At 64.8% G+C, this 22,080-nt stretch carries 20 protein-coding genes; 12 read left to right on the plus strand and 8 right to left on the minus strand.

Annotation, left to right across the window (positions count from 1 at the left end; all coding sequences use genetic code 11):
* The first annotated feature begins 34 nt into the window (after positions 1-34).
* Complete coding sequence (locus H7X47_RS24155) at positions 35-1,216, plus strand: pyridoxal phosphate-dependent aminotransferase (protein ID WP_193371343.1); 1,182 nt, start codon at positions 35-37, stop codon at positions 1,214-1,216.
* A gap of 10 nt (positions 1,217-1,226) precedes the next feature.
* On the opposite strand, the gene H7X47_RS24160 is transcribed toward H7X47_RS24155, so the two are convergent.
* On the minus strand, positions 1,227-1,940 hold the full coding sequence (locus H7X47_RS24160; protein ID WP_193371344.1) for a FadR/GntR family transcriptional regulator: 714 nt from the start codon (positions 1,938-1,940) through the stop codon (positions 1,227-1,229).
* 192 nt (positions 1,941-2,132) lie between these two features.
* Here H7X47_RS24160 and H7X47_RS24165 point away from each other — a divergent pair, with 192 nt between their 5' ends.
* The 5 genes from H7X47_RS24165 (at position 2,133) to H7X47_RS24185 (ending at position 7,298) form a co-directional block, all read left to right on the plus strand.
* Entirely contained in the window at positions 2,133-3,005 is an 873-nt protein-coding gene (locus H7X47_RS24165) for a fumarylacetoacetate hydrolase family protein (RefSeq protein WP_193371345.1), read from the plus strand.
* An 87-nt stretch (positions 3,006-3,092) separates the two neighbouring features.
* Positions 3,093-4,043 (plus strand): TAXI family TRAP transporter solute-binding subunit, encoded by a 951-nt coding sequence (locus tag H7X47_RS24170; RefSeq protein WP_193371346.1) that lies wholly within the window; start codon positions 3,093-3,095, stop codon positions 4,041-4,043.
* Between the two features lie 73 nt (positions 4,044-4,116).
* The gene (locus H7X47_RS24175; RefSeq protein ID WP_193371347.1) at positions 4,117-6,042 is read left to right on the plus strand and encodes a TRAP transporter permease; all 1,926 of its coding nucleotides are present in this window, start codon (positions 4,117-4,119) and stop codon (positions 6,040-6,042) included.
* 57 nt (positions 6,043-6,099) lie between these two features.
* Positions 6,100-6,600: a tetratricopeptide repeat protein gene (locus H7X47_RS24180; RefSeq protein WP_193371348.1), complete on the plus strand. Its 501-nt coding sequence runs from the start codon at positions 6,100-6,102 to the stop codon at positions 6,598-6,600.
* On the plus strand, positions 6,597-7,298 hold the full coding sequence (locus H7X47_RS24185) for a hypothetical protein (protein WP_193371349.1): 702 nt from the start codon (positions 6,597-6,599) through the stop codon (positions 7,296-7,298). The genes H7X47_RS24180 and H7X47_RS24185 overlap by 4 nt, the downstream gene beginning before the upstream one ends.
* Before the next feature lie 6 nt (positions 7,299-7,304).
* Here H7X47_RS24185 and H7X47_RS24190 read toward each other — a convergent pair whose 3' ends face one another.
* From H7X47_RS24190 to H7X47_RS24205, 4 genes are all read right to left on the minus strand, one after another.
* Complete coding sequence (locus H7X47_RS24190; RefSeq protein WP_193371350.1) at positions 7,305-8,489, minus strand: hypothetical protein; 1,185 nt, start codon at positions 8,487-8,489, stop codon at positions 7,305-7,307.
* Positions 8,490-8,632: 143 nt separating this feature from the next.
* Positions 8,633-9,649 (minus strand): trypsin-like serine peptidase, encoded by a 1,017-nt coding sequence (locus tag H7X47_RS24195; RefSeq protein WP_193371351.1) that lies wholly within the window; start codon positions 9,647-9,649, stop codon positions 8,633-8,635.
* Positions 9,650-9,725: 76 nt separating this feature from the next.
* The gene (locus tag H7X47_RS24200; RefSeq protein ID WP_193371352.1) at positions 9,726-10,322 is read right to left on the minus strand and encodes a hypothetical protein; all 597 of its coding nucleotides are present in this window, start codon (positions 10,320-10,322) and stop codon (positions 9,726-9,728) included.
* A gap of 217 nt (positions 10,323-10,539) precedes the next feature.
* On the minus strand, positions 10,540-10,755 hold the full coding sequence (locus tag H7X47_RS24205; RefSeq protein ID WP_193371353.1) for a hypothetical protein: 216 nt from the start codon (positions 10,753-10,755) through the stop codon (positions 10,540-10,542).
* A 147-nt stretch (positions 10,756-10,902) separates the two neighbouring features.
* Between H7X47_RS24205 and H7X47_RS24210 the strand changes: the two genes are divergently transcribed.
* The 3 genes from H7X47_RS24210 to H7X47_RS24220 are packed head-to-tail and all read left to right on the plus strand — an operon-like array spanning position 10,903 to position 16,068.
* Positions 10,903-12,600, plus strand: a complete 1,698-nt coding sequence (locus tag H7X47_RS24210; RefSeq protein ID WP_193371354.1) for a hypothetical protein — start codon at positions 10,903-10,905, stop codon at positions 12,598-12,600.
* A 49-nt stretch (positions 12,601-12,649) separates the two neighbouring features.
* Positions 12,650-13,906 carry a phosphatase PAP2 family protein gene (locus H7X47_RS24215; RefSeq protein ID WP_193371355.1) on the plus strand — a complete coding sequence of 419 codons (1,257 nt, stop codon included), beginning with the start codon at positions 12,650-12,652 and terminating at the stop codon, positions 13,904-13,906.
* A gap of 50 nt (positions 13,907-13,956) precedes the next feature.
* A complete protein-coding gene (locus tag H7X47_RS24220) occupies positions 13,957-16,068 on the plus strand; it encodes a S8 family serine peptidase (RefSeq protein WP_193371356.1) in 2,112 nt (703 codons plus the stop codon).
* Positions 16,069-16,114: 46 nt separating this feature from the next.
* On the opposite strand, the gene mobA is transcribed toward H7X47_RS24220, so the two are convergent.
* A complete protein-coding gene (mobA, locus tag H7X47_RS24225) occupies positions 16,115-16,744 on the minus strand; it encodes a molybdenum cofactor guanylyltransferase MobA (protein ID WP_319633677.1) in 630 nt (209 codons plus the stop codon).
* Positions 16,745-16,757: 13 nt separating this feature from the next.
* Positions 16,758-17,714 (minus strand): formate dehydrogenase accessory sulfurtransferase FdhD, encoded by a 957-nt coding sequence (fdhD, locus tag H7X47_RS24230; protein ID WP_193371357.1) that lies wholly within the window; start codon positions 17,712-17,714, stop codon positions 16,758-16,760.
* Positions 17,715-17,911: 197 nt separating this feature from the next.
* Between fdhD and H7X47_RS24235 the strand changes: the two genes are divergently transcribed.
* The 3 genes from H7X47_RS24235 to H7X47_RS24245 all read left to right on the plus strand — a co-directional run bounded on the left by H7X47_RS24235 (position 17,912) and on the right by H7X47_RS24245 (position 21,257).
* Positions 17,912-18,688, plus strand: coding sequence for a hypothetical protein (locus H7X47_RS24235; protein ID WP_193371358.1), 777 nt, complete (start codon positions 17,912-17,914; stop codon positions 18,686-18,688).
* Positions 18,685-19,242, plus strand: coding sequence for a hypothetical protein (locus H7X47_RS24240; protein WP_193371359.1), 558 nt, complete (start codon positions 18,685-18,687; stop codon positions 19,240-19,242). The genes H7X47_RS24235 and H7X47_RS24240 overlap by 4 nt, the downstream gene beginning before the upstream one ends.
* 95 nt (positions 19,243-19,337) lie before the next feature.
* A complete protein-coding gene (locus H7X47_RS24245; RefSeq protein ID WP_193371360.1) occupies positions 19,338-21,257 on the plus strand; it encodes an ABC transporter substrate-binding protein in 1,920 nt (639 codons plus the stop codon).
* A 51-nt stretch (positions 21,258-21,308) separates the two neighbouring features.
* On the opposite strand, the gene H7X47_RS24250 is transcribed toward H7X47_RS24245, so the two are convergent.
* Positions 21,309-21,914 carry an exopolysaccharide biosynthesis protein gene (locus tag H7X47_RS24250; RefSeq protein ID WP_319633678.1) on the minus strand — a complete coding sequence of 202 codons (606 nt, stop codon included), beginning with the start codon at positions 21,912-21,914 and terminating at the stop codon, positions 21,309-21,311.
* Between the last annotated feature and the right edge of the window lie 166 nt (positions 21,915-22,080).

Consider the following 22,080-nt stretch of genomic DNA (forward strand, 5'->3'; position numbering starts at 1 on the left):
TCATGGCGAACTCACAAGGGGCCCTTGCCGAAATATGACTGACGCGCGCGCCTGGCTCGCCGAGAACGTCGCCGGCATCACCGTCTCCGCGATCAAGGAGATGGCCATGCGGGCGGCGCCCTTGGACGACGTCGCCTCGCTGACCTGGGGTCTGCCCTCCTTCCAGACGCCCGCCTACATCCGCGCGGCGGTGAAGAACCTGCTGGACAGCGACCCGGAACTGGGCATGTACAGCCTGCCCGACGGCTTGCCATCGCTGCGCCGGGCCGCCGCGGCGGCGCACGAAGCGGCGACGGGAATCGCGGTCGACCCGGACCGCAACGTCACCATCACCGCCGGCAACATGCAGGGCCTGAACGCCCTGTTCCATACGCTGCTGAACCCCGGCGACGAGATCATCGTCACCGACCCCGGCTTCGCCTCCCACTTCCAGCAGATCCGCCTGTGTCGCGGCGTGCCGGTGTTCTGGCCCCTGGACGCGGCCCAGGGCTGGCAGCTCGACCCGGAGGCCCTGCCCGGGCTCATCACGCCGCGCACCAAGGCCATCGTCCTGGTCTCGCCCTCCAACCCCACCGGCAAGATCTTCTCCGAAGCCAAGCTGCGCCGCGTCGGCGAGATCGCGCGGCAGCACGACGTGAAGATCCTGCTCGACGATCCCTACTCGCACTTCTGCTACGAGAACCGGGACAGCTATTTCAATCTTTCCTCGGTGCCGGAGCTGGCCGACAGCCTCATCTACCTCTTCACCTTCTCCAAGGCCTACGCCATGACCGGCTGGCGCATCGGCTACATGATCCTGCCCGAGGCCGTGAAGAAGGAAGTGCTGAAGGTGCATGACGCGACGCTGATCTGCGCACCGCGCGTCTCCCAACTCGCCGCTCTCACGGCGCTGACCGAAGAGCCGGTGCATCTGAAGGAGTTCGAAGGCGTCCTCGCCCGGCGGCGCGCGCTCATCTGCGAACGCCTCGATCGCCTGCCCCACGTCTTCGACTATCACAAGCCGGAGGGCGCCTACTACGTCTTCCCGCGCATTGTCGCGCAGCACGGCAACGCCCACGACTTCTGCATCGATGTCCTGGAAAAGACCCACGTCACGCTGACGCCGGGCGCCGCCTTCGGCCCCAGCGGCGAGCACCACCTGCGCATGGCCTACTGCGTCGCCGACGAGGTCATCGACACCGCCTTCGACCGCCTGGAAAAGCTGTTCGGCGTCTAGGCCGGCGCCCTCAGGCGCCGAAGAGGTTGTTGCGCACCTGGGTCAGGTGGTGCTGCAGCTCGGCCTTGGCCTGCTCGGCATCGCGGTCCTTCAGGCACTGCACGATGCGGCGGTGCTGGTCGCGGTAGTTCCCGCGGCGTTCCGGCGTCACGCTGCGCTCCTTCAGGCGCTGCCACTCGGCCTGGCCGCGCAGGTTGTTGATGGCCTCGTAGAGCGCGCTCAGCATGCCGTTCTTGGCAGCCGAGACGATGGCCACATGCAGCATGCCGTCCCAGTATTCGAACTCCGGCACGTCTCCGGCGTGCTCGCAGTGCCAGAGGCAGTCGTCGAGGCGCTGCAGGTCCTCGGCGGTGGCGCGCACCGCGGCCAGCTCGGCCGCCAGCGGCTCGATCATCAGGCGCACCTCCATGACCTCGACCGGACTGGCGCCCTGAATGCGCCAGGCCAGCCCGGAAAGGTCGGCGGGCCGCACCGGCGCCTCGGCCGCGGCCTCCGCGACGAAGGAACCGCGCCCCACGTGGCGCGTGATCTTGCCCTGCTGTTCCAGGCGCTTCAGGCTCTTGCGCAGGGTGTTGCGCGAGACGCCGAACTGGCGCTCCAGCACCCGCTCGGTCGGCAGCTTGGTGCCGGCCTGCCAGATCCCCTCGGCGATGTTGCGCTCGATGAACTCGGTGAGCGCCGCGGTGCCGCTCGCCGCCTTCTCCCGCACGTTCAGACCATCCATCGGTAGTTTCTCATCTACTACTGAACCAATACTGCGCCGATTATAGATTGGCACAGGCCCAAATACAATAACGGCACCAAAGGGGTGAAATTGCGCAGAATTTCGCCAGGCGGTTCCTTGACCGCCTCCGGCAATGGTGCTTGTATTGGAGACAAATTGGCAGATATTGGTTGAGTTTTGGTGGAGTAGAGAGTGAAGATCGCGACTTTTCGGCACCAGGGACAACGGCGGGTCGGCGTGGTCGACCCGGAGAAGGGCACCATCGCCCCCTTCGACCTGCCGGCGGAGAAAACCGAGGACGGCATCGCCTGCCTGATCGGCATGAACCCGCTGCCGACCCTGCAGGCGGAACTGCCGCTTGCCGAGGTGACCCTGGAGGCGCCCCTGCCCCGCCCGCGGCGCAACGTCTTCTGTGTCGGCAAGAACTACTACGACCATGCCGAGGAGTTTTCGAAGAGCGGCTTCGATTCCAGCGCCGCCGCGGGCAACGTGCCGAAGGTACCCATCGTCTTCTCCAAGGTGCCCGAAAGCGTGGCCGGGCCCGGCGCGCCCATCCGCATCGACCCGAAGGTCTCCACCGCCGTCGACTACGAGGTCGAGCTGACGGTGATCATCGGGCGCGAGGGGCGCAACATCCCGAAGGAACAGGCGCTGGACCACGTCTGGGGCTACACCATCGTCAACGACGTGACGGCGCGCGACATCCAGGGGCGCCACAGCCAGTGGCTGCTCGGCAAGTCGCAGGACAGCTTCTGCCCCATGGGCCCCTGGGCGGTGACCAAGGACGAGATCGACCTGGCCGACACGGCGGTGCGCAGCTTCGTCAACGGCGAGAAGCGCCAGGACTCGAACACCGGGCTTCTGATCTTCGACGTGCCGACGATCATCGCCGCGATCTCCAACGGGATCACCCTGCTGCCGGGCGACGTCATCGCCACCGGCACGCCGGCCGGCGTCGGCATCGGCTTCGACCCGCCGAAGTATCTCAAAGCCGGCGACGTGGTGCGCCTGGAGATCGACGGCATCGGCACCCTGGAGAACACCTGTGAAGAGATGAAGGCCTGAAGAATGAAAGACCCCGAAAAAAACGGGGCACCGCAATAACAACGCGCGGCGGCACCGCCGCACCGCGCACAAGAGAGGGAGGAAAACGTGAAGAAGACAGCCCTAGCACTCACGGCTGCGCTGCTGACCGCCTCGACGGGCGGCGTGGCGCAGGCCCAGACCGACATCGCCTGGGGTGGTTCCAACCCCGGCGGCGTCATGTACTACATGGTCGGCGTGGCAGGCACCGAGATCGGCAACGAGCTGCCCGACGTCAACATCACCCAGGTGACCACCGGCGGCTCCACCGAGAACGCCAAGCGCCTGATCAAGGGCGAGCTCGACATGGGCATCGTCTACGGCTCCCACGTCTACATGTCGCAGGAGCCCACCGGCCCCTTCGAGGGCGGCGACAAGGGCACCATGCTGCGCGGCGTCGCCATGGCCTACCAGGGCCCGACCTACTTCGTGACCCTGTCCGGCAGTGGCATCGAGTCGCTGGAGGATCTGGACGGCAAGAAGGTGGCCCTCGGCCCGCCGGGATCGGGCACCGTCTTCAACTGCTCCAACATCCTGCGCGCCCTGGGCCTGCTGGACGCGGTGGAGCCCTCGATGATGACCTTCGCCGACGCCGGCCGCGCGCTGGGCAACGGCCAGATCGACGCCCTCTGCCAGTCCTCGGCGCCGGCCGCGGCGGTCACCGAGCTGGCCGAGACCCGCGACATCGTGGTGCTGCCCTACGGCGAGAACAAGCTGGGCAAGATCAGCGACACCTATCCCTTCTATGCCGCCGGCACCATGCCCTCGACCATGTACAAGGGCGTGCCCGACACCGACCTGCCCTACACCACCGTCTACTGGGTGGCGCATGAGCGCGTCCCGGCCGACATCGTCGAGAAGATGCTGGCCATCGCCTATGCCAAGCAGGACAAGCTGGCCGCCGGCCACAAGGCCTGGGGCCAGATGAAGCCCGACATCGTGAACTTCCAGGGCCTGGGCGCGCCGATGCACCCCGGCGCGGAGGCCTACTACAAGTCCAAGGGCCTCTGGCCGAACTGATCCCTGTGAACTCCCTGCCCCGTCCCGCTTCAGGCCGGACGGGGCAGAGTTTTTTTTGAGAAGAACCGACGGCATGTTCGATACCGCCTGGCTGTTCCGGGTCGAGGGTTCGCGCCGCACCCTGACGGGCCTCTACGCCCTGGCCTTCAATCTCGTCGCCGTCGGCTTTTCCGGCTTCTACCTCTACACCTCCGGCTTCGGCCTGGTCTCGACCCAGAGCAACCGCGGCATCTACCTGATGCTGACCTCGGTGCTGGTCTTCCTGCTCTATCCCGCGCGCAAGGGCGCGCCGAAGCATCGCCCCAGCATCGTCGACCTGGTGCTCATCGCGGCGACCGTGGTGACCATGTGGTACTGGATCGACCAGTACGTCAGCTACGCCATGTTCCGCGTCTCCTCGCCCAGCCAGAGCGACCTGGTCATGGGCGCCGTCGCCATCCTCCTCATGCTGGAGACAAGCCGGCGCACGCTGGGGCCGGTGATCTCCATCATCGCCCTCATCTTCCTGGCGCAGCTCTACTACGGCGCCTACCTGCCGGGGCGCCTCTCGCATCCCGGCATGTCGGTCGAGCGCATCCTGGAGTTCACCTATTCCACGCAGGAAGCGCTCTTCGGCGTGGTGACGGCGACCTTCGCCACCTTCGTCTTCCCCTTCATGATCTTCGGCGCCTTCCTGGAGCGCTCCGGCGCCGGAAACTTTTTCATGAACCTGGGCACGGCCATCGCCGGGCGCTGGCGCGGCGGCCCGGCCAAGGTGGCGGTGCTGACCTCGGCGCTCTTCGGCTCGATCTCCGGCTCCTCGGTGGCCAACGTGGTCACCACCGGCTCCTTCACCATCCCGCTGATGAAGCGCACCGGTTTCCGCCCCCACGACGCCGGCGCCATCGAGGCCATCTCCTCCACCGGCGGGCAGTTCATGCCGCCGGTCATGGGCGCGGGCGTCTTCATCCTGGCGACGCTGACCGAGAGCAGCTACCTGACCATCGCCCTGATGAACGTCATCCCGGCCTGCGTCTTCTTCCTCTTCCTGCTCTCCATGGTGGACCTGGAGGCCGTGCGCCTTGGCCTGAAAGGCCTGCCGGCGGAGGATATCCCCAGCGTGCGCAAGGTGCTGCTGGAAGGCGGCCATTTCATCCTGCCGCTGGTGGTCGTCATCGGTCTGCTGTTCAGCGGCTACTCGCCGGAGTTCTGCGCCTTCTGGGGCACCGTCTCCGCCGCCGTGCTGTCGTGGCGCCACAAGGAAACCCGCATGGGTTCCTCGGCGATCCTGCAGGGCCTGGTCGGCGGCGCCACCAGCAACACCTCGGCCGGCGCCGCCATCGGCACCCTGGGCGTCATCATCGGCGGCATCGTGCTGGCCGGTCTCGGCCTCAAGTTCTCGGCGGTGCTCATCGACTTCTCCCAGGGCCAGCTCTTCATCGCCCTCTGCCTGGTGACCCTGGTCTCCATCATCATCGGCATGGGCTCCTCGACCACCGGGTCCTACATCATCCTCTCGGTGGTCGCCGCCCCGGCGCTGATCCAGCTCGACGTGCCGGTCATCGCCGCGCACCTGGCGGTGTTCTATGCCGCCTGCCTGTCGAACATCACCCCGCCGGTCTGCGTCTCGGCCTTCGCCGGGGCCGCCATCGCCGGGGCGCCGCCGATGAAGACCGGCTTCTCCGCCCTGAAGTACGGCGCGACGCTGGTGCTCATGCCCTTCAGCTTCGCCTATGTGCCGGAGCTGCTGCTGGGCGGTACCTGGAGCGAGATCGTCTACGCGACCGGGCTCTACGCCCTCGGCTGCGTGCTGCTGGCTTTCGCCATCCAGGGCACGGTGACGACCGGCCAGCACGCCACGCCGCTGCAGCGCGGACTCTTCGCCCTCGGCGGAGCGGCCTTCATGTTCCCGGCCTCGGTCTGGGTCGACCTCGTGGGCCTGGCCCTGACCCTGGCCGCCGTCGCCCTGCTGTGGCGCGGACGCAACCGCGGGACCAGCCGGGACGCCGCCGCGCCGTGATCCGGGGTGTCTTGCAGCTTGTTGACCCCTACCGGGCGCGGGACTAGCTTCCAAGCCATGACGGCCCCCACCCCCGGTTCGAATCCGCAATCCGCCGGCGCCGGCCTGCCCGAGCACGTGAAGGCGGCGGCCCTGCTGCGCAACCGCGCCGTCGCGGCGCTGCAGGAGGGGCGCGGCGGGGAGGCCGAGGCGCTGCTGAAAGAGGCCGTCAGGATATTTCCGGGCTTCGCCGAGGCCGAGATCCGCATCGGCAACATCCGCCGCGCAGGCAGCGACCTGGAGGGCGCCGCCCTGGCCTATCGCCGGGCGCTGAAGATCAAGCCCGACTACGCCTGGGCGCACCTGGAACTGGCCATCTGCCTGCAGCGCGCCGGCGAGTCCGACGCCGCCATGGACCACTACCGCCGGGCCGTGCGCTACAATCCCAAGCTCTATAAGACCGTGCTCTTCGCCATGGTCGACCAGCCGCAAGGCAGCTTCTGGCTCGACATCGATGCCCTGAAGCGCGAACTGCGGATCGAGACGCCACCGCCCGGCCCGGAGAAGGACTCCGCATGAAGATCAAGTTCCGCTGCTATCCCGAGCTGGAGCCCTACCTGCCCAAGCCGACGCCGGCCAAGCGCGGCACCCCCGACTGGCTGAAGACCATGCCGCTGACCGCCTGGGCCACCGACTTCGAGGAAGAAGTGAAGACGGTGAAGGGCTGCCCGCCGGTGATCGACGCCATGACCCACGGCTTCATGCTGCCGCTGGCCTGCGACCTGCACGTCGACCGCGGCCGCTTCGAGTGGCACTGGGAGGGCCTGCCCGACGACATGCCGCCGCACGTGCCGCGCTCGCCGATCCACTTCCACGTGGCCGAGCAGGTCGAGGGCTCGCCGCTGTTCAAGCCCGGCTGGATCCCGGTGAAGTTCCGCAACCTCTGGGCCGCCGAGCCGGAGGACGGCTGGTCGATCCTCTACACCCATCCGCTGAACCGCCTGGACCTGCCCTACCGCACCATCACCGGCCTGGTCGACAACGACCGCTACCACGACGTCTTCACCCACATCCCGGCGGTCTGGACCGACCCGGATTTTATCGGCACCCTGCCGGCCGGGACGCCCATCGCCCAGGCCATCCCGGTGAAGCGCGAGACCCTGGAGATGGAGACGGCGTCCATGACCCCGGCCGAGCTCGACGTCTTCCTGGAGGCCACCCGCTCCATCAACGAGAACCCCGGCGAGTACAAGCGCCTCTACCGCGTGGCGCGGTAGGGGGCCTCATCTGCCCCCGACCGCCTCCGGCAGAACTACTGCGATGTTCGGATAATAGCCGGCAAGATTCTGCATCCTTTCGCACCTGGGTGCAAAGCCGGCCGCGGGGCGCGATTGAACCGCCACCAATGCGAGCTTCCCGTCCTTGTCCAGGGTGAAAAACGGACTGCCGCTGGTTGTGATTTCGGTCTGGCAGGCGTGGTACATGAGACGCCCGTCTATGATCGCTGCCCGGCACAAGGGAGAGACATCCAGGCTCGGTTCCCTGATTTGCTCCACAAGCCCCTCCGTCTTGTCTCCCAGCCGTCTGCGCAGTTCCAGAACTTCGGCGGCGTGCCGATTGTGGGAGATGAAGATCAAGTCGTCCCAAGGCTGGGCCTGTCGGACTGTGATTCTTTCGCCGGAAAACGGCAAGGCGCCCGCAGGCAAAATCAGCGACACCCAGTCGCTCTCAACCCCTGGGCCGAAGAAGCGCTGGTCCTGCGGAACCTCGGCCTGAGAGAGATCAATGGGCTGATCCGGTGCTGCGAAGACCACGAATTTCCAGCCGGTGCCAAGCTTGACGGCCAGGGAACCGCCGGTGAATTGCCGCTGGCCCAAGAGGCAGTGCCGTGCCGTAAACAACCGATTGCCGACAATGGCGCCGCCGCAGAACGGCTTGCCATCGCCGCCAATGATCGTTCCCGCACTCCGCAGGATCTGGTTGATCGATTCCTCTGAGAGAACGGAGCGCGCGATGTCCGACTGCGGCGCCGCAAAACAGGCCCTACGGTAGTCCATCAGCACATCGGCATAGCTGCGGCGTTGGCTGTCCGTCAGGGCGATATCACTCAGCTTCCAGGTATAGCTTCCACCCCGGCGGCGCATTTCCAGCAGTCGCGCGGCGGCTTCGTGACACCGCGCGAATTCGGTCGAATTTCCGTAGAAGACGAGCCCGCGGCGCAGTTCAGCCGGCGCGACCCCGCTGGCCGTTCGGCAGATTTCGGGTTCAACCTGCGAGCCATCAACAGCGAGTCCGGCGGCCGCTTTGTTGAAGGCCAGCGATTCCTCGCGCGGCGCAACTGACATTGCCTCGATTTCTAGCCAAGCCTTCTCCGCTGCGAAGTGCTCCTCGCCGCTACCTGCGGCGTTGGCCGAGCAGCACTTACCCGTGGCGCAGCATTGCGGCTCTCCCGGATCGACCGGGACCATAGGCCAGTTGTCACCAAACTTCGTGCTCTGGCCTTGCGCCGCCCCACCCGCGAGAACTGCGCATAGCAGGACGAGCCTGGCAGAAGGAATTCGGCAGCGCGGCCTTCGACTCTTTCGCCCGCGGCTCACTAATTCCGTCGGCCTCATTTGATGATCTCCGACACTGTGCTGACGGCATGGAGGCTGACGCCGAAGTTGTACCCGCCGGTGAACTGGCGGCACCCGCCGTTGGTATGCACGCCGATCACAGCGCCGCTGTCGGCGATAATGCCGGAGCCCGAGGCCCCGCCGAAGGTATCCAGGTCATCGTACTGGATCTGCCAGTCATCGACACCGTGAAGCAGCCCGGCTTCCAGTTTCTTCGGATCGCCTTTTGGATGCTGAACAATCGTAAGTTCGCGCACCTTGCGGAGGGCCCCCTCGGAGGCATCGAAATCGGCGACCCGATAGCGCGCGCCCGGCAATTGCCCTGCCGCCCCCTTGCCTAGACGCAGGATGGCATAGTCATAGTGGCCGCCACCCGGCGCGGGGCGGTCGTCTCCCGACTCCACCAGTTCCAAGATGGGGTACTCGTCGGCGACACGCGGGCGCTCGGTCTCCCGAGCCAGCTGGTAGTTGAAATTGACGTGCATCAGCTTGGCCAGCTCCGCCGGCTTGACATAGTCCCTGCCGGTGATACCGGAACGGCTGGGCGTCCGCGGGTAGGTCGGCCAAGACGGCATCCCCTCCGAAACCCGGATGCAGTGCGCCGCAGTCAGGAATAGGTCTTCGGCGATCAGAGTGCCGCTGCACCACCGCTTCCCGGCCACGTTGCCGGGGTCGTCGCCCGGCCCGTTGAACAGGTCCGCGAAATTGGCATTCCACTGGATCTGGCCCGTTGAACTCTCTTCATGGTCGACGAATGCTTCGCTCGGGCCGAGAGCCCCGTCGTAGAACTCGACGTGCTGCGAATCGTCGACGGGGCCGCATTGCGACTCAACCTCCGCGAAGAGATCGAATTCGCCAGGCACTGCTTCCAAGCTATTCGACATCTCCTTGAAGTCGCGGTTTGCGATGCCGCCAGGCGGGTGCATGAAGGCGTCCTTCGGCTCCTGTGCGGACGCCGAGACAGAGGTCGTCAAGACTGCTCCAAGAACGAGAGAAATGTTTTTCCAACTCATCGCTCGTCTCCAGTTTCCTTGGCTGGTATTGCGGATGCGGAGACGGCCGACAGCAAGGCTGCCAGCCGTTTCCAATTCATGATCCCGACGGGCTTCCACCTGCCGTCGCCAGTCGCTCTCTACGAACCAAGTGCTCCTCGGCATTGCATGCCGGCGGCGATTTCTCCAGCTCTTCCCCCAGCGATTCCGGAGCCGGAGCCAAGCCGGGAACGAGCTGTGCCAGAGACGTCACCACGCCAGCGAGCTTTGACAGCGTCTCGCCTCGATCAGGTGTCGATTCTGTGTTCACTGACTTCAGCCCCCCCCGGTCGTTGAGCTCCAACCCGAACTTGTTCGTCTCCAACAAGCCCGGCCGGTAGAACAGTTGATATGGCCGATCCAGATCTGCCGCCACGACGATTTTCTCTTGCTCCAGGGGTATGCACTTCATCCCGATAGTCCCGTCGGAACTACCGACGACCTTGCCGTCGACGACAAGCTTTCTGGTTTCGGACACCTCCCTGAAATTTGCCAGGTGGTAAACCGGCGCACCCGGCTTGCGTACTTCTTTACCGTCTTCGGCCGTCTCCATGGTGTAGAGCATGCCGTTGCAGCCAGCAGCCAGGCTTGCTACCGCCACCGCGGCGCCGACTCCCAGATATCGGATGTATCTACGGCCCCTGTACGTTTTCATTGATCTGCTCCTTTCGTTGATCTCCCGAGCGCATCGCGTCAGGAAAGTCCCGCACTCATTCGGCACGGCAATAGCCGTGAGCCCTACGAAAGAGTGCGGGGAGTAGGCCCAGCGGGCCTCAGGGAGGATCGCGGCCGAGCGCCGGGCGCCCGAAAGACTGAAGGACTCCTGGGCGAGGCCAGGTTTCCTGAAAACGCGATCCCGGGAAACACCATGCTCAGCCTCCTTCGTCGCGGTGCACCCGATCTGCAAGACGGACGAGCCATACCAGGATCTGGCGGACATCGTCTGGCACATCGAGCGACTGCAGACTTTCTTCAGAGACGGCGTCCCGCAGGCTTGGCCAGTGCTGACAGAAATCGCTCAAGTCGCGCAGCTGGCTGGGGTCGCCGGCGTAAGTTCCTTTATTGGAATGAAAATCTTTAATACTCATGATTTCCCAAGCGACTAGTGGGTATTGCCTGAGAAAAGAATACGTCCGGACTGCCGGTTTATTGGCGTCCAAAAGACGTGATTAAAGCGTGAATGGCCTTCCTTTCCGCAAGAGAATGGGAAATATTCATTTCGAAGGCCACTATGTTTGAACTCTATCGTATTCACTATGCCGCAACTTCGAACATTGAAACTTCGACTGCACGGACCTTTCTCCGCCGCTTGGCGGGACGGTTCGGAAATCGATCTGAGAAGCGTCAAGCTGCAAGCTCTCCTGGCGCTGCTGGCCCTCTCGCCCAATCAAAAACGAACGCGCGCCTGGCTGCGGGACAAGCTCTGGAGCCGCTCCGGCTCCGAACTCGGACGCGCAAGCCTGCGGCGCGGGCTGAGCGACCTGCGTCGCTGTTTCGGCGAAGACTTCGAGCAGGTATTCGAGGTCACCAACGACTGGCTGCGCCTGCGCCCGGGCATGGTGGAGATCGAGGGCCGGCCGTCCGACGGCGAGTTGCTGGAAGGCATCAAGGTGCAGGAAACGGCCTTCGAAATGTGGTTGGAGGCGCAGCGCCAGCGCGAACGCCAGACGTCTGTGACGGTGCTCAGCGACACGGGTCGCGACGGCCCAACGGAACGACCGGAGACCGGCGACCGAATCACGCCCTCCATTGCTGTTATCCCCTTTGTGGCCCTGCCAACCGAGGGCGCCGATGCGCTTCTGGGCGACGTGCTGGCGCAGGAGATCACGCGCGCGTTGTCACGCTCACACCTGCTGACCGTGATTTCTCACCTCTCCAGCCGCAGCTTGGCCAGTCGCTCGGTAGGACTTGAGGAACTGCGCGAGAAGCTGGATGTCGACTACGCGGTCAGCGGCTGTGTGCGACTGCAGGGAGAGAGGATACGGATCGATGCCGATTTCATCGACGCGCGCAGCGGACGAATCTGCTGGACCCGTGAGTTTTTCGCGCAACTGCCGGACTTCTTTGCAGGCACAGACGAGGTGGTGGCGGCCCTGTCGCTGGAAGTTGGCAGAGCCATTCTCGCGTCCGAAGTCGAGCTTGCGACCTCGAAGCCGCTGCCGGATGTCCCCAGCCACACACTGCTGATGTCCGGCATCGCCCTGATGCACCGGCAAACGCTGGCCAGCTTCTCCAAGGCGCGCACGCACGTCGAGGAGGTTATCCGGCGCGCCCCGAAGCACTCCATGGTCCACGCCTGGCTTGGTAAGTGGTACATCCTGAGCGTCCAGCAAGGGTGGAGCACCGATCTCCGCAAGGACGCCCGCATCGCCAGTGAATGCACCCAGCGCGCGCTGGATCTCGACCCGGACTGCGCTTTCTCTCTGGCGATCGACGGCTTCGTGCAGAACAACCTCATGAAGCGCTTCGACACTGCCCTGGCACGTTTCGACGATGCCCTGGAGCGGGATCCCAACAACGCCCTGGCCTGGCTGCTCAAAGGCACTCTGCATGCCTTCGTCGATGACGGGCCGAACGCCGTCGCCTTCACCGACCGCGCGCGAACCTTGTCGCCGCTCGACCCGCACCGCTATTTCTTCGATTCGCTCTCCGCCACCGCGCGCCTCGCCAACGCCGACTACGCTACGGCGCTGGAGCTTGCCGAGCGCTCGCTGCGCGCCAATCGGCGGCACACCTCGACGCTTCGCGTAAGGACCATTGCGCTGCAGCGGCTGGGTCGGGCGGAAGAAGCCCGGACCTCGGTTCGGGAACTGCTGAAGCTCGAGCCGACACTGACGATTCAACACTACCTTCACAAGCACCCGGCCGCGGAGTTCCGGACCGGACGGGAATGGGCCGACGCCTTGCGCGCGGCGGGAGTACCGGACAGCTGAGCGGACCCGACGGTAGCCGGGTCCAACAACTCATTGGGAGGGGGAAAAGATGACCATTTCAGCAGTTGCAGGCGGCGCCGGGGGCGCCGGAGGTGCAGGCGGCGCCAGTCTGGCCGGCGGGGCCGGAGGCGCTGGCGGTGCGGGTGGTGCCGGCGGAGCCGGAGGCGCGGGCGGGGCCGGGATCGTCGGCGGCGCGGCGGCCGGAAGCGCAGGAAGCTACGGCCCCCTGCTCGCCGCAGCGATGATCATCTCGCGCGACGGGATCGTCGGAAAATGGAATCACGCCACGCTCGACCCCGGCGAGCTGACCGGAGGCGACCCGGACAACATGGCGCTCTGGGCCCCCTGGGTCCGCGCCTTCGTCGTCGAGCACGAACTGCTCTCGCGGCTGGAGTTTTTCGGCTTCGAGGCGAGCGCCTCGAAGGGGCAGGAGCGCGAACCCGGGGTGCATGTCGCTCACCTGAATATCAGGGACCACCGAAAGGGTGGCGAGGACGAGAAGAGCGATTTTCCTAAGGTGTCCTATGTCAAGCTGATGAGCCTGACCCGCCCTTCCTGGTCGGATTTCCGCAATCAACTCGACCTGGTCAACACCTATGCCGATCTGCGCGTCGACCGCAGTCCGGAAATCCTCAACCAGGTGGGCTTCCCGACGCCGTTCTTCGGCACCGTCGTGTCGCTGCATCCGGAGCGCACGCGCTATACCCTGGAAGTTGTCGCTGCGGCTCAGTTGCTGGCGGCCAAAGTCGCCATGCAGGTCAAGCACGCCCTCGCTTGCCGGCGGCCCGACGCCTTGTCGCCGCAGGTGCAGCCCATGATCCCGACCCCTGGGCACGGCACGCTGCCCAGCGCCCACGCGGTGGAAGCCTTCATTGTCGCGACGGTGCTTTGGAAAATAATCGACCCGCAGGCGGCCGCGCCGAAGCTGCGTGACATGCTCATGGCACAGGCAGAGCGCATCGCCGTGAACCGCACGGTCGCCGGCGTCCACTTCCCCGTGGACTCGATTGCCGGCGCGGTGCTGGGAATCACCCTGGGCGAGTACATGCATGCCAGGGCGACGCGCGCGGATATCGAACCTGCGATCTTCGACGGCCGGGGTATCGGGCATCACGATTTCCACGCCGGCGAGATTTTCCACGACGGACAGCGGCGCTCCCTCAAGGTGCGCAACGCGAAAATTGTCAAGATCGGCGGTAGAGACGTGAAGATTCGAAAGGAAGACACCTCAAAGCCGCTGAGCTGGCTCTGGCAGCAAGCGCTCAAAGAATGGCCCGATCTGCGGTCCGGTGACGGGGGACAATGACCATGCGCGGCGACTACAATTGGGCCCCGGAGCCGCCTGATAGACGGCCGATGTCACTCGATCCCTACAGCCGGTGGTTCCTGACTCACGGCACAGAGTTTGAGTTCTCCGCCGGCGAAGCAAGCCAGGCGGACACCGACTTCAACTACAGGGTCGTCGTCGTCAGCTATACGAGAACCGTCGAGCCTGGAGAAAATCCGACGCCGCTCTTCTCCTTCGACGGCCTCGAGACAGCGAGCTACAGGCCGAATGAGACGACCGAAACAGCGCTGGTCTATGGCTTGGTCCCGAATGCGGAGAGCATCTCTGGCAGCCTGGAAGAGGCAATCATTGACCTTGAGAAGAAAGTCGGCGTCGCCGAAATCAGCTTGGAATCAATGATCCTGAGAGCGCCGCTGCGCCAGCGCAGTGTGCCTTCGAACCCCGACCTTGATACCGAACCTTGCTGGGAACCACCGATAGGTCTGGATCCGGAAAAGGCGGTGATCGTCGCGGCAATCGATGACGGTATCAACTTCGCCCATGAGCGGTTCCGCCTGAGTGACGGCACCACCCGGGTCGACTTCGCCTGGCACCAGGACGGCACCACCCAGGAGGGAACGCGCGTGGTGTTTGGGCGCGAGTGGGAGCGTCACGAAATCGACGCGGCGGCCGGTGACACCGCCGGCGACGAAGGCGCCCTGCTACACCGCCTTGGGCTCGTCGACTTCAGCCTGCCCGGCACCCATCCCGTGGCGCGTCGCACGACTCACGGCACGCACGTTCTCGACCTTGCGGCCGGCAGCAGTCCCGAAACCTCCAGCGACGACCCCGTCAACCAGCGCATCATCTCCGTCCAGATCCCCTGTCTCGTGACCGAGGAAACCTCCGGCGCTCTGCTCGGGCTCTTCCACATGTTGTCGGTCCAGTACATTCTCCAACGCGCCCGTAGGATCTCCAAGAAGCTGAAGCTGGCGGTACCGGTCGTCATCAACTTCAGCTACGCCGTCGCCGGCGGACCGCACAACGGCAGGCACTTTATCGAGCGCGCCTTCGAGGCCCTGATCGGCCATCATCGCGAGGAGCTTGAGCGTTGCCATGTACCCTACGCGCAAAGCGCGGTTGTGGAAATCGTCATGCCCACCGGGAACCGGCACCTCGCGCGCTGCCATGCTTCGGCGACAAGCGTCAATGACGCCTGTGGAGAGGACCCGGCGAAACCGACCGAGATCTCACTCAGCTGGCGGATCCCCGGGCGCGACAGGAGCCCCAACTACCTCGAACTCTGGCTGCCGATGGAGGCCACCGACCTGTCTTTGGAAGTCAGCGACCCAGAAAGCCAGGCCCCGGCCTCCGTCACCCTCGACGCGACAGCGCCGCAGGTCTTCTGGGACCACAGTATAGCGCAGGAGGATGACCGGCGTTGTTCGATCATCGCCTGGGTCCACTACACAACAGATCTGCCTGAACTCTTCAGTCATCAAAGGCAGCGCGTTTTTCTCGCGATCGCGCCTACGGATGTTCTGCACATCAACAGGCGCCCGGCACTGCCGGGCGACTGGAAGATAAAGCTGAAAGCCAAAATCGCGCCCGGTGAAAGCATCGACGCCTGGATTCAACGGGACGCGCCGCCGCTCGGCTATCGCTCGCGCGGCGTACAGTCCTATTTCGAAGACCCGGCCTATGAACGCTTCGACAGCCTTGGCGACCTGCAGGACGAGGACAATGCCCGCAGCACCGTCCGGCGGCTCGGTTCCCTGAGCGGGATCGCCACGCACAACAAGGCCGTTGTCGTGGGTGCCTATCGCTATCGTGACGGAGTCCCGGGCCTTTATTCGGCCGGCGCCTCGGAGCACATGCGCGCGCCCAATGCGATGGCGCCTGCTGATACCTCGCGACATCTGGAAGGAGTGCTCGCGGCAGGAAGCCGCAGCGGCACGCAGGTCACCATCAGCGGCACCAGCGTCGCAGCGCCACAGGTGACCCGGTATCTCGCGCAAATTCTCTCGGGCCTGCCGCCGGACCAGCGCGTCAACCTCGACTGCCGGGCCAAGGTCGAGGAAACCGCCACGTCCTTTGAAGATCGAAATCCATATGGCGGCGAAAAACCCGATAGCCGCCGTGGCGGTGCGGGCCGCCTGCCAATCCTTGAGGAGCAGCGCTTTCAGGTCGAGCGGCGGTAAATGGCTGCATCCAACTCTCTGTGGAAGAAGAGCACCACGCGTAGATCTACCCCAAATACCCCGCCGCTTCTTCCAGGTCTTCGGGGCGGTTGGTGTTGAAGAAGGGGTCGAGGGGGCCGACGGTCGTCTGAACGTCGGGGAAGTCCACCTCCACCAGCTTGTAGCGCGCAGTCCAGAGGTCGACCTTGCGGATCTCCTCCTCGACCATCGCTTTGCGCAGCTCCTCGCGCAGCTTGAGCGGCCAGACGCCGAAGACCGGGTGGCTGCGGCCGTGTGTGACGGCGCAGGCCATGTCAGCGTTCCCAGCTTCGATGGCCGCCAGCATCTTTTCCACCATGTCGGCCGGGAAGAAGGGCGCGTCGCAGGCGAAGCTGGCGAGCCACTCGGCCTCCGGCGCATTCGCCGCCGCCCAGTCGAGGCCGGTGAGCACCCCGGCCAGCGGCCCGGCGTAGCCCTCCACCACGTCGGCGGCAACCGGCAGGCCGAAGTCCGCGAAGCGCGCCGGATCGCCGTTGGCGTTCAGCACCAATTCGCCCACCTGCGGGGCCGCGCGTTCGATGATGTGCGTTAGGATCGGCCTGCCGCCCAGGTCGCGCAGGCACTTGTCGCCGCCGCCCATGCGCCGCGAGAGGCCGCCGGCCAGCAGCACGCCGGCTACTTTGCTTTTATCGATCACGGATTAATCCAGCTCACGCCGCGTCATCGGCGCGGCCGGACTTGCGCTGGTGGCGCGGGTCTTCCTCATCCAGGGCGTCCGGGTCATGGTCGAAGACCAGGCGCTCGGCGCCGGCGAGCGCGATGAAGCGCTTGCCCTTGGCGCGGCCCACCAGGGTGAGGCCCGCCTGCTTCGCCAGGTCGACGCCCCAGGCGGTGAAGCCGGAGCGCGACACCAGGATGGGGATGCCCATCTGCACGGTCTTGATCACCATCTCCGAGGTGAGCCGCCCGGTGGTGTAGAAGATCTTGTCCTCGGGCGTCACCTTGTGCAGCAGCATGTAGCCGGCGATCTTGTCGACGGCGTTGTGGCGGCCGACGTCTTCCATGTAGAGCAGCGGGCGGTCGCCCTGGCACAGCACGCAGCCGTGGATCGCTCCGGCTTCCAGGTAGAGGCTGGGCGCGGCGTTGATCTTCTTCGAGAGGCTGACCAGCCAGGAGGTCTTCAGCACCGCGTCCTGCGGCAGCATCACCGTCTCGAACTTCTCCATGAGGTCGCCGAAGACCGTCCCCTGCGCGCAGCCGGAGGTGCGCACCTTCTTCTTCAGCTTTTCCTCATAGTCGGTCTCGCGCTCGGTGCGCACGACCACGACCTCCAGTTCCTCGTCGTAGTCAATACCTTCGATGACGTCGTCGGGGCGCAGCATGTTCTGATTGAGCAGGTAGCCGACGGCCAGATAGTCGGGATAGTCACCGATGGTCATCATGGTGACGATTTCCTGCCCGTTGAGGAACAGGGTGAGCGGCCGCTCCACCACCACGGCGGTCTCCACCGCCTTGCCGTCCTGGTCGACGCCCTCGACGCGCTCGGTGAGGCGCGGATCGTCCGGGTCGGGGCGCAGTTCGAACTCCGCCAGGGCCGCCTCGTCGGCCCTGGCCTGGCCCTTGCGGACCCGGCGTGGGGCCTGCTCTTCGTCGTCTTGCTTTCTCATGGGAGAAATATGAAGCCCGGGACCGGCGCCCGCAAGTAGGGCCGAAAATGTGCCCTGCTCCTGAAATGCTGCCCTCCACAGCCCAAATTCTCACCCCCCGGCCATAAATATCCGAATCTATCATTCTGCTGCAGGTTGTGCTTTCGCAAACTATATTGGGTACCTAGCCAAGCTGATCGAGGGGGGAAGATCATCTCATGATTCCAGCACTCCTTCACGGAAAGCTGTCGCGAGAACAGGAAAACATGGAGGATATTCTGACCTCTAATGTATTCGGCGTACTGCGATATATCAGGCCCGAAGATGGCCTATTGCCGTTTTTGCGCGAAAGCGAAGCGATCTACGGCGATATCGCGCCCCTTCTTGAACTGAAGTCACCTTGCCAAGCGGACTATGAATTTTGGCCGCAACTAAAAGAGAGTTCCGCCGTTGGTGGGCAAATCTACGAGTGCCCGTCTTGTGAACCTGACGTTCTCATCAGGATCACCGACTCAACAGGCACCAAGGTAAATGTCCTGGTGGAGGCAAAGCTCTCATCCGGGAAATCGTCCCGCCCCAGTGACGACCCTGACAGACTACACGACCAGCTAGCAAGAGAGTGGGACAACCTCCTTTGCCAAAGCGAGAAACTCGGCGCCGAACCAGTTCTAATATACCTAACTGCAGATTTTAGTGCGCCGATTGAACAAGTCGATGAGTCCGGCAAAGAATATCTGAGAAAGCGGCATCAGCATCGTTTCGCCTGCGCGTGGCTAAGTTGGAGAAAGATCCCAGTCGCATTTCAAGAAAATTCAGAGAACGCTCTGATCCAAGATCTCATCCAGCTCTGCAACCGCATGAACCTAAGGTATTTCTACCGCACCACGCATTTCGAGCGCTCAGCACAAATCCAATGGCAGTTCACCATGGATGAGATCGAGTTTAACTGGCTGTCTGAGCAGCCTCTGAGACTTACGTGGAGATATGAAAAATGATCGAGAATGAGGGCCAATTCATTCTAGAGGCCCTAAGACAAATTCGGACGTTGCACCAGAACATTTCCCTTCTCCTCAAGACTGCCGATGCGGCTATGGCAGAGTTGAAATGGGTCAATGCCAAGACAGACGCGACGGCTCTTCACGAGATGTCATATTCTATCAACTCGCCGGATCAATGGATGCCATGGGAGGTCTACAGGTACTACAAGAACGACGCATACCCCTCACTCCTGGCGTCAACCGCAGTGCTGTTGGACGATGCTGAAGAGCGAGTGACCGAGCCCTTGGTAACGGGAGCGCTGTTCGAGTTTGACCCTAGCAGCACCTCGCCTAGTTTCCTCAACTGGTACGCAACGATTTTTAAGGCAGCCCCCGACAGGACTGCCGATGGCCAACTTCTGGAAGTCTCCCGGGACCAGCTTCCAACATCTTGGCAGAACAATTTCATCAAGGTTTGGTGCTTTGCCTACCCTCTTGTTGACTTCAACAATGAAGGAGACGTCCGCAGTAAGCTTATTGGACGGCTTCAATCGAAAATCGAGGATTTTTGAGATCAGCGGACGCTCTGGGCTAGCACGCCACATGGCTAGAGTTGAACTTCGAGTCTCCATTTGGTCCCGGCGCGGCGAAAAGCTATAAGAAGGCCATGCGATTCCAGACCCTTGCCCTTCTTCTCGGCCTCTACGGCGCGCTCGCGGTGGCCGCCGGCGCCCAGGACACCCCGGCGCCCAAGCCGGTGCCCGAACCGCCGGGCCTGCGCTACGACCTGGCCACCGGCGAGCTGCCGCCCCTGGCCGAGCGCCTGCCCGCCGAGCCGCGCCGCGACCTGCCCGGGCGTGAGGGCTGGCAGAGCGGGCGCTACGGCGGCAGCCTCGTCATGCTGGCGCGCGGCGGGCGCGACGCCCGCGACCTGGCGCTCTTCGGCTACGCGCGCCTGGTGGCGTGGGACGAGAAGCTGGAGCTGGTCCCCGATATCCTGAAGGACGTCCAGGTGCAGGACGAGCGGGTCTTCACCCTCACCCTGCGCGCAGGCCACCGCTGGTCCGACGGCACGCCCTTCACCACCGAGGACGTCCGCTTCTGGTGGGAGGACGTGGCCAACAACGCCGGGCTCTCCCCGCGCGGCCTGCCGCCGGAGCTGCTGGCCAAGGGCCAGCCGCCCAAAGTGGAATTCGTCGACGCGACCCAGGTGCGCTTTTCCTGGCCGGCACCCAACCCGCGATTCCTGCCGGCCCTGGCCGCCGCCTCGCCGCTCTTCATCTACCGCCCGGCCCACTACCTGAAACAGTTCCACGCCAACTATGCCGCCCCGGAAGAACTGAACCGCCAGGCCCAGGCCATCGGCCTTGCCGGCTGGGCCGAGCTGTTCCACCGCAAAGACCGGATGTTCTTTTTCGACAATCCGGAGCTTCCTACGCTGCAGCCCTGGGTCAACACCTCGGCGCCGCCGGCCGAGCGCTTCGTCGCCAGGCGCAATCCCTACTTCCACCGGGTCGACGGCGCGGGCCGGCAGCTGCCCTACATCGACGAGGTGATCCTGGACCGCACGGAGCCGCGCCTCATCGCCGCCAAGACCGCCGCCGGCGAGATCGGCCTGCAGGCCCGCGGCCTGACCTTCCGGGACGGCGCGGTGCTGAAGCAGGCGGAGAAGGAAGGCCGCATCAAACTGCGGCTCTGGCCCATCGGCCGCGGGTCGCAGCTGGCGCTCTATCCCAATCTGAACGCCGCGGCGCCGGGCTGGCGCGACGTGCTGCGCGAGGCCCGCTTCCGCCGGGCGCTGTCGCTCGCCACCGACCGCGACGAGTTGAACCAGGTGCTCTACCAGGGCACCGCCCTGCCCGGCGCCAACACCCTGCTGCCCGGCTCGCCGCTCTATAAGGAGGACTACCGCAGCGCCTGGGCGAGCTACGACCCGGAGCAGGCCAACCAGTTGCTCGACGGCCTGGGCATGACCTGGAAAGACCCGGACGGCATCCGCCACCTGCCCGACGGGCGGCGCGCCGACATGGTGATCGAAACCGCCGAGGCCGACCCGGCGGAAGCCGACGCCCTGGAGATCATCAAGTCGCAGTGGGCGAAGATCGGCATCGCCGTGCTGGTGCGCAGCCAGCCGCGCCAGGCCGCACGCCAGCGCATCGGCAGCGGCGCCACGGTGATGAGCGTCTTCTACGGCCTCGCCAACGGCCTGGCGACACCCGCCATGTCGCCGGCGGAGCTGGCCCCCACCAGCGAGAAGCAGAACAACTGGCCGCTCTGGGGCCTGCACTACGAAAGCGGCGGCGATGCCGGAGAGGCCCCGGCTCTGCCGGCCGCGCGCCGGCTGCTGGCGCTCTACGAGGACTGGCGTCTCGCCACCGACGAGGCGACGCGCAGCAACATCTGGCAGCAGATGCTGAAGCTCCACGCCGAGCAGGTCTTCACCATCGGCCTGCTGGGCGCCGTGCAGCAACCGGTCGCCGCAGACCCGCGCCTGCGCAACCTGCCGGACAAGGCCGACTACATCTACGAGCCCGGCGCCTATTTCGGGCGCTACCGCATGGACACGCTGTGGTTCGCGGGGAAGTAGCGGGAAAGGCAGGCACAAGCAGCAACACCTTCGACGGCCAGACTCCGACCGTCAGAGGCCGCTAGCCTCTATGGTTCCCCAGATTGCGGCGCCAGTAATCGCAAACGAGACCGCCGCGGCAGCCAGGGCGATGCACAGCAGGAGGCCGTCTTCCTCCAGAAACGCAAAAGCGAGCAGCATGATTGCGAGGGCAGGAATGATGTTGCTCAGGGGAACCGGAACAAGAAGAGTCGCGCCCAGCAGAAGGATGACGAAGCCGACGGCCCGCTTTGTCATCTCGAACGGCGTGGTCCATCGCGGTCGAATGAAGCGTTCCAAGCGCTTTACCACAGGGATCAGGCGCTTGAGGATCCGCCTGAGCCGGGCCCGTGAGATGCGTCGCGCTGCAAGCCGACGGGGAACCAGGGGTTCGCTGCGTCCCAGGATCATCTGGATGGCCGGAATCGCAAGCAGGATGCCGACGACGGGCGAGAGTCCCGGCACCAGGCCCGCGAGAGCGATCAGCAGCATCACGATGCCAAAGGAACGCTCCCTCAGGTTCGCGACGATCCACTCCAGGGTCACGTCGCTCGGGGCATCACGCAACAGGCCTTCCAGAATATTCGACGTCGCAACGCGCATCGTTACCTCAACGAACTGGCCGCCTTTCTTCGACACTTCGACTTGAGCGCAGACCCTGGCGCACCTATGGCCGGCAGACTTGGAGGTGAAAGCCGCCTTGGGCCCGCCGGCGCACGGGTCGGAGAGCTGCCTTAACTCTATAGCAGCTGCATCGTTCCCGTCCCGGGCGCAGTCAAGGGCTCTCGACCGTTCCTCCGGCTCG

Source organism: Pelagibius marinus, from assembly GCF_014925385.1.
GTDB lineage: Bacteria > Pseudomonadota > Alphaproteobacteria > Kiloniellales > Kiloniellaceae > Pelagibius > Pelagibius marinus.